The 13,404-nt window shown below is 72.8% G+C and carries 14 protein-coding genes and 1 pseudogene; 9 read left to right on the top strand and 6 right to left on the bottom strand.

The genetic code is table 11. From position 1 onward, the window contains the following. Positions 1-341 precede the first annotated feature (341 nt). The 4 genes from JAO84_RS22665 to JAO84_RS22680 all read left to right on the top strand — a co-directional run bounded on the left by JAO84_RS22665 (position 342) and on the right by JAO84_RS22680 (position 3,238). Complete coding sequence (locus JAO84_RS22665; RefSeq protein ID WP_370414498.1) at positions 342-776, top strand: phosphatase PAP2 family protein; 435 nt, start codon at positions 342-344, stop codon at positions 774-776. A gap of 145 nt (positions 777-921) precedes the next feature. Next, on the top strand, positions 922-1,833 hold the full coding sequence (locus JAO84_RS22670) for a decaprenyl-phosphate phosphoribosyltransferase (RefSeq protein WP_370416841.1): 912 nt from the start codon (positions 922-924) through the stop codon (positions 1,831-1,833). Next, positions 1,794-2,279: a GtrA family protein gene (locus JAO84_RS22675; protein ID WP_370414499.1), complete on the top strand. Its 486-nt coding sequence runs from the start codon at positions 1,794-1,796 to the stop codon at positions 2,277-2,279. Before JAO84_RS22670 ends, JAO84_RS22675 begins: the two co-directional genes overlap by 40 nt. Next, a complete protein-coding gene (locus tag JAO84_RS22680) occupies positions 2,267-3,238 on the top strand; it encodes a YihY/virulence factor BrkB family protein (protein WP_370414500.1) in 972 nt (323 codons plus the stop codon). The genes JAO84_RS22675 and JAO84_RS22680 overlap by 13 nt, the downstream gene beginning before the upstream one ends. Before the next feature lie 352 nt (positions 3,239-3,590). Here the strand turns inward: JAO84_RS22680 and JAO84_RS22685 are convergent. Next, positions 3,591-4,613: pseudogene (locus JAO84_RS22685) on the bottom strand (D-alanyl-D-alanine carboxypeptidase); the annotation flags it as partial. On the opposite strand from JAO84_RS22685, the gene JAO84_RS22690 reads away from it, so the two are divergent. The 3 genes from JAO84_RS22690 to JAO84_RS22700 all read left to right on the top strand — a co-directional run bounded on the left by JAO84_RS22690 (position 4,552) and on the right by JAO84_RS22700 (position 7,907). Then, entirely contained in the window at positions 4,552-4,797 is a 246-nt protein-coding gene (locus tag JAO84_RS22690) for an SCO4848 family membrane protein (RefSeq protein WP_370414501.1), read from the top strand. The pseudogene JAO84_RS22685 and the gene JAO84_RS22690 overlap by 62 nt on opposite strands. Positions 4,798-4,856: 59 nt before the next feature. Next, positions 4,857-6,116: a metallophosphoesterase gene (locus JAO84_RS22695; protein WP_370416842.1), complete on the top strand. Its 1,260-nt coding sequence runs from the start codon at positions 4,857-4,859 to the stop codon at positions 6,114-6,116. 231 nt (positions 6,117-6,347) lie between these two features. Next, positions 6,348-7,907: an ABC transporter substrate-binding protein gene (locus JAO84_RS22700; RefSeq protein WP_370414502.1), complete on the top strand. Its 1,560-nt coding sequence runs from the start codon at positions 6,348-6,350 to the stop codon at positions 7,905-7,907. 70 nt (positions 7,908-7,977) lie between these two features. Here JAO84_RS22700 and JAO84_RS22705 read toward each other — a convergent pair whose 3' ends face one another. The 3 genes from JAO84_RS22705 to JAO84_RS22715 are packed head-to-tail and all read right to left on the bottom strand — an operon-like array spanning position 7,978 to position 9,760. Then, complete coding sequence (locus JAO84_RS22705) at positions 7,978-8,808, bottom strand: TetR family transcriptional regulator (RefSeq protein WP_265867604.1); 831 nt, start codon at positions 8,806-8,808, stop codon at positions 7,978-7,980. 10 nt (positions 8,809-8,818) lie between these two features. Further along, complete coding sequence (locus JAO84_RS22710) at positions 8,819-9,247, bottom strand: thiol-disulfide oxidoreductase DCC family protein (RefSeq protein ID WP_370414503.1); 429 nt, start codon at positions 9,245-9,247, stop codon at positions 8,819-8,821. A 39-nt stretch (positions 9,248-9,286) separates the two neighbouring features. Then, positions 9,287-9,760 (bottom strand): hypothetical protein, encoded by a 474-nt coding sequence (locus tag JAO84_RS22715; RefSeq protein ID WP_370414504.1) that lies wholly within the window; start codon positions 9,758-9,760, stop codon positions 9,287-9,289. A gap of 136 nt (positions 9,761-9,896) precedes the next feature. Here JAO84_RS22715 and JAO84_RS22720 point away from each other — a divergent pair, with 136 nt between their 5' ends. Then, entirely contained in the window at positions 9,897-10,655 is a 759-nt protein-coding gene (locus JAO84_RS22720) for an alpha/beta fold hydrolase (RefSeq protein ID WP_370414505.1), read from the top strand. Here JAO84_RS22720 and JAO84_RS22725 read toward each other — a convergent pair. Then, the gene (locus JAO84_RS22725; RefSeq protein ID WP_370414506.1) at positions 10,633-12,033 is read right to left on the bottom strand and encodes an MFS transporter; all 1,401 of its coding nucleotides are present in this window, start codon (positions 12,031-12,033) and stop codon (positions 10,633-10,635) included. The two genes, JAO84_RS22720 and JAO84_RS22725, sit on opposite strands and share 23 nt — an antisense overlap. Before the next feature lie 98 nt (positions 12,034-12,131). On the opposite strand from JAO84_RS22725, the gene JAO84_RS22730 reads away from it, so the two are divergent. Continuing rightward, positions 12,132-12,677 carry a MarR family winged helix-turn-helix transcriptional regulator gene (locus tag JAO84_RS22730; RefSeq protein ID WP_370414507.1) on the top strand — a complete coding sequence of 182 codons (546 nt, stop codon included), beginning with the start codon at positions 12,132-12,134 and terminating at the stop codon, positions 12,675-12,677. Positions 12,678-12,719: 42 nt separating this feature from the next. Here JAO84_RS22730 and JAO84_RS22735 read toward each other — a convergent pair whose 3' ends face one another. Next, the gene (locus JAO84_RS22735) at positions 12,720-13,238 is read right to left on the bottom strand and encodes a hypothetical protein (protein ID WP_370414508.1); all 519 of its coding nucleotides are present in this window, start codon (positions 13,236-13,238) and stop codon (positions 12,720-12,722) included. Positions 13,239-13,404 lie beyond the last annotated feature (166 nt).

Below are 13,404 nucleotides of genomic sequence, written 5' to 3' on the forward strand. Positions count from 1 at the left end.
TGCTTTTCCGGACACCTTGGCGCGTCAGAGTCGCCGATGGCCGACGCGGAAGCGCTGACACGGGGAGCCGAACCACGATGACGCGTATTGCGGACCCGAGCGGGACGGAGCGGGCGGCGGCGCCGGCCGCCGGTACGGCGGCTCCGGCGGGGCCTGCAGGGCCGGAGACCGGTGGGCCGTACGGCCGTGCGGCGGTGCTGACAGGGCCCGGTTCCGGGCCCGGCCACGTCCGGGGCGGCACCCACCCCCCGACCCCCCGCCCACCCGGCCTCGACCGGCGGCTGCTTCACGTCCTCCGCGACGTCGGGGGCCGGGCCGGGGTCGGGGGTGCGGCGCGCGGCTTGTCGTTCGCGGGGGAGCACGGCGCGGTCTGGCTGGCCGCCGGGCTGCTCGGCGCCGTCGTCGACCGGCCCCGGCGGGCCGGCTGGCTGCGGGGCACCGCGCTGGTCGGCGGCGCGCACCTGGCCAGCATGGGGGTGAAGCGGGCGGTACGGCGGGCCCGCCCGCCCGCCGGGGAGTTCGCGCCCCTGGTGCGGACCGCCGGGCGCCACTCCTTCCCCAGCTCGCACGCGAGCTCGGCCGCGGCCGCCGCCGTCGCCTTCGCGACGCTGCACCCACCGGTGCGCCACGTCCTCGTCCCGGCCGCCGCCGCGATGTGCGTGTCCCGCCTCGTCGTCGGCGTCCACTACCCGACCGACGTCGCCGCCGGCGCCCTGCTCGGCGCCGCCACGGCCGCCGCGGCCCGCCGCTGGCTGACCGGAGGCCCCGTTGCCTGACCGGACCACGACGACCACGGCCGCCCCGGCACCTGGCGCCGGCCCCAGCATCGCCGCCGCCGTTGACGCCGGGGCGGACGTCGCCACGTTGTCGGGCCTCGCCTCCGCCGCTGTCGCCGGTACGGCGACACGCCCCGCGCCCGGCATCGGCGCAGCGGCGCAGGGGCGCAGCCCCCTCGCCCTCGCCCGCGGACTCGTCCGGACCTCCCGGCCCCGGCAGTGGGTCAAGAACGTGCTCGTCGTCGCCGCGCCCGTCGCCGCCGGGCAGTTCTGGTCGTGGCACAGTGCGGGCCGACTCGCGGTCGTGTTCGGGTTGTTCACGGCGGCCGCCGCGGCCGTGTATCTGGTGAATGACGCGCGCGATGCCGCGGCCGACCGGGCGCATCCGGTCAAGCGGTACCGGCCGGTGGCCGCCGGGGTCGTGCCCGTACCCCTCGCGTACGGCACCGGGGCCGCGCTCGGGCTCGGGGCGGCGGGGGCCGCGGCGGTCTGGTGCAACGGGATGACGGCGCTGGCGCTCGCCGCGTACCTGATCATGCAACTCGCCTACTGCGTACGCCTCAAGCACGTCCTCGTCGTCGATCTCGCCGTCGTCGCCGCCGGCTTCCTCCTCCGTGCGATGGCCGGCGGGATCGCCCTGAACATCCCCCTCTCGCGCTGGTTCCTCATCACCACCGGCTTCGGCGCGCTGTTCATGGTCGCCGCCAAGCGCTACTCGGAGGCGGTCCAGCTCGCCGACGCGCAGGGCGCGACCCGCGCGCTGCTCACCCAGTACACGCCCGGATATCTGCGCTTCGTCTGGCAGTCGGCGGCGGTCGTCGCCGTCCTCGGCTACTGCCTGTGGGCGCTGGAGAGCGGCGGCGTCGCGCACGGCGCGCTGCTGCCGTGGCGGCAGCTGTCCGTCGTCGCGTTCGTCCTCGCCGTCCTCCGCTACGCCGTCTTCGCCGATCGCGGCACCGCCGGCGCCCCCGAGGACGTGGTCCTGCGCGACCGGCCGCTCGCCGTCATCGGCCTCGTATGGGCGGCGATGTACGGGATGGCGGTCGCCGACCTGTGAGCCGGCCCCGGCGCCTGAGCGGTGAGCTGCTCGGCTTCGCGGCCGCCGGCCTCGCCGCGTACGCCGCCGACCTCGCCGTCTTCCTCATCCTCCGCGGGCCGCTCGGCCAGGACCCGCTCACCGCCAAGACCCTCTCCTTCCTGGCCGGTTGCACGGTCGCCTACCTCGGCAACGCCCTCGGCACCTACCGCCGCCGCGCCACCACCGTCGCCCTCCGCGACTACGCCGTCTTCTTCGCCGTGAACCTGGCCGGCGCCGCCGTCCAGCTGCTCTGCCTCGCCGTCTCCCACCACGGCCTCGGCCTCACCTCCGCCCGCGCCGACACGGTGTCAGGACTCGGCGTGGGCATGGTCCTGGCGACCTGTCTGCGATTCTGGGGGACCCGGACCCTGGTGTTCCGGAACCCTGCGACCGAGGAGGCGCGCCGCCCGCCATGGACTGGCTGACCAAACTCCCCGTCGTCGGCCCCTGGGTCGCGCGGCTGATGCGGACCCACGCCTACCGCGCGTACGAGCGGCTCGACGAGGTCCGCTGGGCCCGGCTCGCCGCCGCCATCACCTTCCTCAGCTTCCTCGCCCTCTTCCCGCTGATCACCGTCGCCGCCGCGATCGGCGCCGCGCTGCTCTCCACCGAGCAGCTCGACAAGATCGAGACGAAGATCGCCGACCAGGTGCCCGGCATCTCCGACCAGCTCGACATCGCCGGCCTCGTCGACAACGCCGGCACCATCGGTCTCGTCGCCGGCGCCGTGCTGCTCTTCATGGGCATCGGCTGGGTCGGCTCGATGCGGGAGTGCCTGCGCACGGTCTGGGGCCTCGACGACGCCGACCAGGGCAACCCGTTCGTCCGCAAGGGCAAGGACGCGGGCGTGCTGCTCGGCCTCGGCGGGGTCATGATCTGCTCGCTCGCCGCGTCCTGGCTCGGCTCCACCGCCGTCGGCTGGAGCGCCGAGCAGCTCGGCATCGAGCACAAGGGCGCCGGCGGGATGCTGATCGAGGCCGCGGCGATCCTGGTCGCGATCGTCGCGGACTTCCTGATCCTGTCGTACGTGCTGACGCTGCTGCCCGGCGTCGAGCCCAAGCGCCGCGACCTGGTGGTCGCCGCGCTGCTCGGCGCGGTCGGCTTCGAACTGCTCAAGCTGCTGCTCGGCGGCTACATGAAGGGCGTCGCGGCGAAGTCGATGTACGGGGCGTTCGGCGTGCCGGTCGCCCTGCTGCTGTGGATCAACTTCACCGCGAAGCTGTTGCTGTTCTGCGCGGCGTGGACGGCCGTCGGGGTCAGGAGGCCGCCGGAGTCTCCTCGACCGGAGGAGTCTTCTGATCGCCCGCCGTCTCCTGACCGGCCACAGTCTCCTGCTCCCGGCCCCGGCGACGGGCCGCACCCGCCAGCGGCCAGCGCCGGTTGACCAGGAACACCGCGCCCGCGAGCAGCACCAGCACCCCGCCCGCCACGGCGAGCGCGATGCCGATCCCGCCGGACGGCTTCGACGCGGCGACCGAAGCGTGCCCCGTACCGTCCGCGGCGTCCTCGCCCTTGCCCGGCGCCTCCTTGCCGGGGGCGGGCTCCGCCCCCGCCGTGCTGCCCGCCGTCGCCGGCGGCACCAGCTCACCCACCGGCGTCACCTTGCCGGTCGCCGCGAAGCCCCAGTCGAGCAGCCGCGCGGCCTCCTTGTAGACGGCGTGCTGCTCCTTCGAGGAGGGGTTCATGACGGTGACGAGCAGCACCTTGCCGTTGCGCTCGGCGACACCGGTGAAGGTCGCGCCGGCCTCGGTGGTGTTGCCGTTCTTGACCCCGGCGATGCCCTGGTACGGGGCGACCCCGATGTCACCGGTCAGCAGCCGGTTGGTGTTCTGGATCTCGAAGGCCTCGCGCTTCTTGCCCGGCTTCGCCTCGCCCGGGAACTTGGCCCGCGGGGTGGCCGCGTACTCCCGGAAGTCCGGGTTCTGCATGCCGCTGCGGGCGATGAGGGTGAGGTCGTACGCGGAGGAGACCTGGCCCGGCTCGTCGTAGCCGTCCGGCGACTTGACGTGGGTGTCGAGGGCCTGGAGCTCCTCGGCGTGCGTCTGCATGTCCTTGACGGTCTGGTCCACGCCGTTGTTCATCGCGGCGAGCACGTGCACGGCGTCGTTGCCGGAGCGCAGGAAGACGCCCAGCCACAGGTCGTGGACGCTGTAGGTCTGCTTCTCCTTGATGCCGACCAGGCTGGAGCCGGCGCCGAGGCCCTGGAGGTCGGTCGGGATCACCGTGTGGTTCTGCGTCTTGGGGAACTTCGGCAGCAGGGTGTCCGCGAAGAGCATCTTCAGGGTGGAGGCGGGGGCCAGCGGCCAGTGCGCGTTGTGCGCGGCGAGCACCTGCCCGTTCTCCGCGTCCGCCACGATCCACGACCGCGCGCTCAACTCCTTCGGCAGCACCGGCGCCCCCACCCCCAGCTGCACCTGAGTGCCGGCCTTGGACAGCAGCGTCCCGCCCACGCTCGACATCGTGGCCGGCGGCTGGGGCTGCGGCGCCTTGTCGTCTGCGTGCGCGGGCGCGGCGGCGAGGAGGGGCAGCAGAGTGGCGGCGGCGGTGGCCGCCAAAGCGGCCTTCGCGGTCATCTTCGAAGCGGACACGATCGGAAACGTACATCCCCCGAAGGTCCTTCCGAACCTCGCGGGGCGGTTCGTCCCCGCTCGTCCACCCGTCCGCAGGGGCCGTGGGGCGGATGGTGATACTGGGACCATGAAGCTCAGCCGCCCTGTCTCCTGGTTCCTGCTCGTGTTCGGAGTGTGGAGCTGGGTCATCTGGATCACTTTCGTCAAGAACCTGTGGAAGGACGGGAGTGGACTCGCCTTCGACGACGCGGGCGATCCGACCGCCTATTTCTGGGTTCACCTGCTGCTGGCCATCACGTCCTTTGTCTTGGGGACGGTGGTCGGGGTGATCGGGTTGCGTGGAGTGCGCGCGCTTCGGCGCGAGCGCGCCTGATCACGGCTGAACGCGACTGAGCACGGCTGACGGAAGAGGACAAAGGGGCGGGCGTGGGCGTGGTGCTGGTGGTGCTGGTGCTGGTCGTGGTTCTGGGGCTGCTCGGGGGCGTGCACTGGTACGTGTGGCGGCGGCTCGTGCGGGATCTGACCGTGCCGGGCGGGGCGGCGCGGCGGGTCGGGACCGCGGTCGCGGTCGTGCTGCCGCTGCTTTCGGTCGGCGCGCTCGTCTCCGGGCGGGCCGGCGCGCCCTTCGTCCTGGAGCGGGTGCTCGCGTGGCCGGGCTTCCTGTGGCTCGCGGTGCTGCTGTACGTGACGCTCGCGCTGGCCGTCACCGAACCGCTGCGGCCGCTGCTGCGGCGGCTGCTCGCCCGCCGGGCGGAGGCACCGGCCGAGGTCCCGGCCGAGGTGCCGGCCGAGGTGCCGGTGCCCGTGCCCGTACCGTCGGCGGCGCCCGAGCCTCCGGCACCGGCCGCCCCCGAGACCCCCGACCTCTCCCGGCGGCTGTTCGTCAACCGCGTCGTCTCCGGGTCCGCCGCGGCCGTCGCCCTCGGGACGGTGGGCTACGGCACGTACGGCGTGCTGCGCGGCCCGCGGGTGAAGCGGGTCACCGTGCCGCTCGCCAAGCTGCCGCGCGGGGCGCACGGTTACCGGATCGCGGTGGTCTCGGACATCCACCTCGGGCCGATCCTGGGCCGGGCCCACACCCAGCGGATCGTCGACACCATCAACGCCACCCAGCCCGACCTCGTCGCCGTCGTCGGCGACCTGGTCGACGGCACGGTGGCGAACCTCGGCCCGGCCGCCGAGCCGCTCGCCCGGCTGCAGGCCCGCGACGGGGCCTTCTTCGTGACCGGGAACCACGAGTACTTCTCCGGCGCCGACGCCTGGATCGACCACGTCCGCGAGCTCGGCCTGCACCCGCTGCGCAACGCCCGGGTCGAGATCGGCGCCGGTTTCGACCTCGCCGGGATCGACGACGTCGCCGGCGAGAGCGAGGGCCACGGGCCCGACTTCGGCAAGGCCCTCGGGGACCGTGACCGGTCCCGTACCGCCGTGCTCCTCGCCCACCAGCCGATCGTCATCGACGACGCCGTCCGCCACGGCGTCGACCTCCAGCTCTCCGGCCACACCCACGGCGGCCAGCTCTGGCCCGGCAACCTCATCGCCGAACTGGCCAATCCCACCGTCGCGGGCCTGGAGCGGTACGGCGACACCCAGCTGTACGTCTCGCGCGGCGCGGGCGCCTGGGGACCCCCGGTCCGGGTCGGCGCGCCCTCCGACATCACGGTGGTGGAGCTCGCCTCGAAGCAGGCGTAGCCGAAGCAGGCAGGCAGGCAGGCCGGGCAGGTCGGCTGGCTGGCGTAACGGAGTGCTTTGTGACCGATACGTACTGCTCAGTCCCCTGAAATCCCCTATCCCGGGACATATACGTGCGGTGTGAAGGTTTACTCTTCCACCAGTGAAATTCGTGTGATGGGATGGGCGCCATCGCGGCTGGCCGAATTCCGCCGCGACAGGGGTGGGAACGCAAAAAAGGATGCACGTCTCATGCGGTCGACGGTCCGTCTGCGCATTTTGATCATTTGTGGGGTTTTGGTAGCGGCCGGAATCGGGGGCTGGCAACTGCTGCCCTCCGACGACGTGCGAACGGACGCCATCACCGTCGGTACGACCGACGAGGTGACCTCGCTCGATCCGGCCGGTGCCTACGACGCCGGTTCCTGGGCGATCTACAGCAACATCTATCAGTCACTGCTGACCTTCAAGCCGGGCTTCACGACGCCGGTTCCGGACGCGGCCGAGAGCTGCCGGTTCGTCGGTTCGAAGCTCTCGACGTACGAGTGCGAGCTCCGCGACGACCTGACCTTCTCCAACGGTCACAAGATCACCGGCGAGGACGTCCGCTACTCCTTCGAGCGGATGCTGGCGATCAAGACGGACGTCGGCCCGGCGCCGCTGTTCCCGACACTGAAGAAGGTCGTGGCCGCGGGCCAGAAGGTGACCTTCCAGCTCAGCGGCCGTGACGCCACCTTCCCGCTGAAGCTGGCCACCGGTGCCGGCTCGATCGTCGACCACACCGCGTACCCGGCGAAGGAGCTGCGCGGCGGCAACGCGGTGGACGGCTCGGGGCCGTACGTCCTCAAGGAGTACGAGCCGGGCGTCAGCGCGCGCCTCGAGCCGAACCCCCGCTACCGGGGCGCCCTCACCAAGACCGGCCGGCCGGTCGTCGTCAAGTACTTCAAGGAGTCCGAGGAGCTCGCGACCGCCTGGAACGCCAAGAAGGTCGACGTGACCCACCGGCAGATGCCGCCGGACTTCCTCAACAAGCTCGGCGACGCGTCGAAGGACGGCACCCGGGTCACCGAGGCGGCCAGCGCGGAGATCCGCAACCTCAACTTCAACATCCGCCCCGGCAGGGTGATGTCGAAGACGGCGGTCCGCCAGGCGATCGCCGCGGTCATCGACCGCCCGGCCATCGTCACCGGTCCCTACAAGGGCACGGTCGAGCCGCTCTACTCCCTCATCCCGCAGGGCTTCGTCGGCCACAGCACCGCCTTCTACGACACCTATCCGGAGCCCAGCGCCACCAAGGCCAAGCAGCTGCTGCGGGACGCGGGCGTCGACACCCCGGTGAAGTTCTCGCTCGGCCACCGCAAGGACGCCACGTACGCCGCCGAGGCCGCCGAGATCAAGAAGCAGCTGGAGGAGACCGGCCTGTTCGAGGTCACAGTCAAGTCGGTGGACTGGCAGAACTTCCAGAAGGAGTACGCGGCGGGCACGTTCGACGCCTACCCCATCGGCTGGTTCCCGGACTTCGCCGACTCCGACAACTTCACCGCCCCGCTCGTCGGCACGGGCAACGCGCTGCACAACGGCTACTCCCGGGCGAAGGTCGACTCGCTGATCGCCGCCACCCAGCAGTACAGCGACCGCGGCCGCGCGGCCGGCGACTTCAAGGCCATCCAGGACGAGGTCGCCAAGGACGTGCCGCTGGTGCCGCTGTGGCAGAAGAAGGACTACGTGCTGTCGACGGAGGAGGTCGCCGGCTCCCAGTACCTCTCGGACGGCACCGGCATCTGGCGCCTCTGGGAACTGAGCTGGATCTAGCCCGCAGAGCATGCTGGAGGGGCCCCGGACCGTGCACTTCACGGTCCGTCCCTCCTTTTTCAGGTGCTGCTCAGGACTTCTTGGCGGCGCCGCCCCGCTTCGGCTTGCCCGAGGCCGCCATGCCCGCCGCCGTCGGCATGAAGTCGGACAGGACGTCGTGGACGTCGGTGACCAGCGGGCGCAGGATGCGGAAGCGGGACAGCGAGATGGCCCGGGCGGTCACCGGGGCCAGCCGCTCCACCAGGCGGCGGCTGTTGGCGGCGCCCTCGGAGCGGTCGTACACCCAGAACAGCACCAGGCCCATCTGCTGGAGCCACAGCAGCCGCGGCAGCGGCTCGGCCAGCTCCGGGTCGACCTTCACCTTGGCGCCGGAGATGACCCGGCGGTGCACCTGGATCGCCGCCTCGCGCGGGCCCGCCGACTCGGGCGAGAACGGGCTGAGCGGGCTGTCCGGGTCGGCCGCGTTCTTGAAGAACTGGGCCGCGAACTCGTGGTACGGCTCCGCGATGTCGAGCCAGGCCAGGAGCACCCCGCGGATCCGGGCGGTCAGATCCTTCTCGCCGCTCTCCAGGATGGGCTCGACGGCCCGCTGGTGCTCCTGGGCGATCCGGTCGTAGAAGCCCTGGACGAGGTGCTCCTTGGAGGAGAAGTAGTAGTAGGCGTTGCCGACCGAGACGCCCGCCTCCTGCGCGATGGCCCGCATGGTCGTCTTGTCGTAGCCGCGGTCCTTGAACAGGCGGAGCGCGGTCTCCAGGATGAGCGCGCGGGTCTGCTCGCTCTTGGGCGCCTTGGCCGGCTTGTCGGCCCCGGTGGACTCGGCGGTCTCGGTGGACCCGGAGGCTGCAGCGGCCTCGGCGTTCGGTGCCGGCTCGGCGGGCTTCTCTTCCATCGCGTCCTTCACACTCCCGAGCCTAGTCGGCCACGGGCGGTGCCTCGCACCGTCCTTCGGCGCAGCCGCCCGGGCCGTCGGCGGGCCGGGCCTTCAGGGCCTCGCGCCATTTCGCGGCGGCGAGGACGGTGGCCCGGGCGAACGGCCGGCCGGCCGGGGTGGCCAGCCAGTGGGCCCGGGGCCGGTGGGCGACCAGGGCCCAGAGGCAGACGATCCAGGCGTCGGTGGCGCGGTAGACCTGGCCGCCGTCGCCGACGACCGTGATCTCCCGCAGGGTGTCGGTGTGGTCGAGCTCCGGGAAGCGCTGCCGCGCCTCCGCGGACCCGGCCGGTACGAGGTCCAGGGGCACCAACTGCGCCTGCCCGAGCAGCCAGTGGCGCAGGTGGACACAGAGCGGGCAGTCGGCGTCGTAGAGGACGGTCAGACGCCGCACGGGCGAGTTCGGATCCATGGGTTGCTCCTCCCGGTCCGGGCCGCAGGGGCGCAGGGCTCAGACGCCGGTGGCCGGGGTCGCCCACGGGCCGGCGCCGGTGCCGGGGCCCTGGGGTCCGCGCGGGCCGCCCTGGCCGGCCGGCGGGGTCCAGCCCTGCGGCGGCACCGGCGGGACCTGGCCGCGCTCCAGGACGCCCCGGCGGCGGATCTTGTTGAGGACGTAGACGTTGCCGAGGTGCATCACGCCGAGCACGAGGAGGACGACGCCGAGCTTCACCGACAGCGCCTCCACGAGCCGCCGGGCGTCGGCGACGGCGTCGTCCCGGCTCAGATAGAGGGCGACGAAGCCGAGGTTGACGAGGTAGAAGCCGACGACGAGCAGGTGGTTCACGGCGTCCGCGAGCTTCTCGTTCCCGTGCAGGACGTCGGCGAGGAAGACCCGCCCGTTGCGGCTGAGGGTGCGGGCGACCCAGATGGTGAGCCCGACACTGACGAGCAGGTAGACGACGTACGCGACGACAGTGAGGTCCATGCCCCACGCTCCCTTGAACGCGTTCAAAGCTGACGTCGATGACTGTAGACCTCTCCTTGAACGTGTTCAAGTCGGTTGCGGGAGGTGCGCCGAAACCCCTGGTGGGAAAGGTGCCGGGCGATCTAGGGTCGAGCGCATGACACTTGCTCACGACGTGGCCGGCGACGGCCCCGACACCGTTCTGCTGCTCCACTCCGGCGTCTGCGACCGCCGCATGTGGGACGGGCAGTTCCACGCCCTGGCCGAAGCCGGCCACCGTGTGGTGCGGTGCGACCTGCGCGGCTTCGGCGACACCCCGATCGACGCCCCGCACGTCCACGCGGACGACGTCCGCGACCTGCTCGACCACCTCGGCGTCGAGCGCGCCGCGATCGTCGGCTCCTCCTTCGGCGGCGAGGTGGCCCTGGAGTTCACCGTCCGCCACCCCGGCCGCACCACCGCGCTCGCCCTGTTCTGCGCCGCCGCCCCGGGCCACGAGGCGGGCCCGGAGCTCCGCGGGTTCTTCGGCCGTGAGCGCGAACTGCTCGTGGCCGGCGACATCGCGGGCGCCGCCGCGCTCAACGTCGACTTCTGGCTCGGCCCGGACGCCGACGCCGCCGCCCGCGACCTGGTGCTGCGCATGCAGACCCGCGCCTTCGAGCTCCAGCTGCCCGCCCCCGACGAGTTCGCCCCCGGCGAGGTCGAGGTCACCGACAAGGACCTCGCGGCGATCGACGTCCCCGTCCTCGTCGCCACCGGCGGCCACGACATCCCCGACTTCGGCGTCATCGGCGACCGCCTCGCAGGTCTCTTCCCGGACGTCCGCCGCGTCACCCTCGACTGGGCCGGCCACCTGCCGGCCGTCGAGCGCCCGGCGGAGACCACCCGACTGATCAGCGAGTTCCTGGCGGGCTGACCTTCCCGGCCGGAGCCGCAGCCGGAGTCGTAGCCGCACCTTCGGTCCCGGTCCGGGTTCCGGTCCCGGTCCGGGTTCCGGTTCCGGTCCGGGTTCCGGCCCCGGCCCCGGTTCCGGCCTCGGTCTTGGACTCGGCCGGGCCCGAGGCCGTCGCGTCGGTGAACCTCCGCACCCCCGGCAGCAGCGCCGAGCCCAGACAGCAGCCGGCGACCGCCAGCGCCGCGACCGTCAGCGGCACGCCCGGGCCCCAGGCGGAGGCGGCGAGCGGCGCGAGCCCGTAACCCAGCGGCATCGCCGCGAAGGACAGCAGCCAGTCGTACGACGTGACGCGCGCGAGCGCGTGCTCCGGGACCGCGCGCTGCACCGCGGTCTCCCAGACCGGCGAGAGGAAGCCGAGACCGGCCTGCGCGACGCCGTACGCGCCGATGACGAGCATGGCCGGCGCCCCGGCCGCGAGCAGCAGCAGCGGCAGCGCGTACGTGGCGAGGCCGATGTTCGCGGTCAGGACCGGGCGGCGGGGGCGGACCCGGTCGGCCACCAGCGAGCCGGCGAGCAGCCCGATCGCGCCCGCCTGGAGCAGCGCCACCCAGGCCGCCCCGCCGCCCAGACGGTGCACGGCGATGCCCGGGCCGAGGGTCATCAGGACGGCGGCGGCGCCGTTCCACGCGCTGTGGCCGATCAGGCTGGACCAGTACCAGTCGCGGCTGCGCACCTCCTGCCAGCCCTCGCGCAGATCGGTGAGGACGGAGCGGCGCGGGCCCGGGGCCGGCCGCTCGGCGCGCTCGATCCGTACGGCACACAGCAGCGCCGCGCTGACCGCGAAGCTCGCCGCGTCCAGGACGAAGGCCCAGCCGGGGCCCACGGTGAAGATCAGGGCGCCGGCGAGGGCCGGGCCGCCGACCCGGCTGGCGCTGTGCGCCACCGACATCGCCGCGTTCGCGCGCTGCAGGCCCTCCTCCGGGACCGTGCCCCGGATGAGTGGCGAGGAGGTGGGCATGGCGAACGCGCCGGCCGCGCCGCCGATCACCTCGACGCTCGCGATCACGGCGAGCGAGGGCGTACCGCCCAGCAGCTGTACGCCGACGACGAGTTGGGTGACACAGCGGACGAGGTCCATGGCGAGCGCGATGGTCCGGGCGTCGAAGCGGTCGCCCGCGACGCCGCCCAGCGGCAGCAGGAGCAGCTTGGGGACCATCGAGCAGGCGAGCACCAGGGCGAGCGCCGCGGTGGAGCCGGTGGCCTGCTGGACGGCGAGGGCGAGGGCCGCCGGGATGGCGGCGTCGCCGAGCAGGGAGAGGGTGCGCCCGGTGAAGAGCAGGCGGAAGGGGCGGGTGCGCAGCGGATGGGGGACGGCGGGAGACGTCGCGGAGGCGGACATGCCGAGGAGAGTATTTCGGTACCGAATAATTCGTCAACGAAATACTTCTGTCGGGAGTGTTCCGGGAGCGGGCCGGACCGCCGACGTACGATCACCCCATGGCCCCGACCGAGGAACCGCGCACGCCCGAGGCCCCGCGCGACTGGACCGACGACCACGTCGACCGCTGGGGCCCGGTGCTGCCCGGGCTCGACCCGGTCGTCGAGGGCGCCGTCACCCGGATGAAGAAGCTCTCGGTCTACTTCCGCCGGGTCCGCGAGCAGTCCCTCGTCGACTTCGACCTGGAACGCCACGAGTTCGACACCCTCCACAAGCTCGCCGGCCGCGGCGGCAGCGCCGCGCCCTCCGAACTCGCCCAGGACCTCGACCTCGCCCCGGCCTCCGTCACCGGCCGCCTCGACGCCCTGGAGAAGCGCGGCTTCGTCCGGCGCACCCAGTCCACCACCGACCGGCGCCGGGTGATCGTCGAACTCACCGACTCCGGCCACGAGACCTGGCTCGGCGCGATGGACGTTCTCGGTCACGAGGAGCACCGGCTGCTCGGCGTGCTCGCCCCCGGGGAGCGCGTCGTCCTCAACGACCTGCTGCGCCGGATCATGCTGGCGGCCGAGGAGGACCCCTCCGTACCGCACTGGCACGGCTGAGGGGGGCGTCCCCCTGGGACGCCCCCCTCATGCGGTGCCGCGTCAGACGCTCAGCGAGCGCGCGTAGTTGAGCTGACCCATCACCCAGTTGAAGCTGTCCGGCCCGGTCGCCGGGATCATCGTCGAGTGGTGCCGGCCGTTGCTGGTGACGGTGACCTGGATGAAGCCGGTGGTCTTCTTCTCCTTCATCAGGAGGAAGAGCAGGCCGAGCAGGCAGAACAGGAAGAAGATGACCGCGAGCACGACCGCGACCGTCGGCATCTTCTCCTCGGTCCGCGACATGTCCGTCGCGTTCCACACCGCGCCGCGCAGCGGCATGTTCCCGGCCGGCGTGATGATCTGGTCGCCCACCACGGTGATGTCGCCGAGGCTCACCAGCGGCGCCCCGCCGCCCATCGGCGCCTGCTGGGCCGGCACCGGGAGCCCGCCCGCGAGGGTCGGCTGGTAGGCGGGCGGCGGCGGGGTCTGCGGGTAGCCGTACGCGGGCGTCCCCGCCTGCTGGTTCGGCCCCCATTCGTAGTTCCCCGAGTCACCCGACTTGTAAGGGTTCGGATCGCTCATCAGTGTCCCCGTTCTTCCTGGGCGTCAACTCTGCCCCAGATCCTGGCACATGCGTGACGCCCGAAGGGCCCCCGCGTGTGCCCGGATACGCGAAGGGCCCCGCCTCCCGGGGGGAGGGCGGGGCCCAGCCACGCATCGGCGGTCGGAGGCCGCCGCAGCGGCCCGA

Source organism: Streptomyces fradiae, from assembly GCF_041270065.1.
Classification (GTDB): Bacteria; Actinomycetota; Actinomycetes; order Streptomycetales; family Streptomycetaceae; genus Streptomyces.

What these genes read in the sequence shown, in the direction of transcription:
- JAO84_RS22675 (WP_370414499.1), top strand. Translation starts at nt 1,794, where the DNA reads ATGGGCGGCGATGTACGGGATGGCGGTCGCCGACCTGTGAGCCGGCCC.
- JAO84_RS22680 (WP_370414500.1), top strand. Translation starts at nt 2,267, where the DNA reads ATGGACTGGCTGACCAAACTCCCCGTCGTCGGCCCCTGGGTCGCGCGG.
- JAO84_RS22690 (WP_370414501.1), top strand. Translation starts at nt 4,552, where the DNA reads ATGAAGCTCAGCCGCCCTGTCTCCTGGTTCCTGCTCGTGTTCGGAGTG.
- JAO84_RS22700 (WP_370414502.1), top strand. Translation starts at nt 6,348, where the DNA reads ATGCGGTCGACGGTCCGTCTGCGCATTTTGATCATTTGTGGGGTTTTG.
- JAO84_RS22710 (WP_370414503.1), bottom strand. Translation starts at nt 9,247, where the DNA reads ATGGATCCGAACTCGCCCGTGCGGCGTCTGACCGTCCTCTACGACGCC.
- JAO84_RS22715 (WP_370414504.1), bottom strand. Translation starts at nt 9,760, where the DNA reads ATGGACCTCACTGTCGTCGCGTACGTCGTCTACCTGCTCGTCAGTGTC.
- JAO84_RS22720 (WP_370414505.1), top strand. Translation starts at nt 9,897, where the DNA reads ATGACACTTGCTCACGACGTGGCCGGCGACGGCCCCGACACCGTTCTG.
- JAO84_RS22725 (WP_370414506.1), bottom strand. Translation starts at nt 12,033, where the DNA reads ATGTCCGCCTCCGCGACGTCTCCCGCCGTCCCCCATCCGCTGCGCACC.
- JAO84_RS22730 (WP_370414507.1), top strand. Translation starts at nt 12,132, where the DNA reads ATGGCCCCGACCGAGGAACCGCGCACGCCCGAGGCCCCGCGCGACTGG.
- JAO84_RS22735 (WP_370414508.1), bottom strand. Translation starts at nt 13,238, where the DNA reads ATGAGCGATCCGAACCCTTACAAGTCGGGTGACTCGGGGAACTACGAA.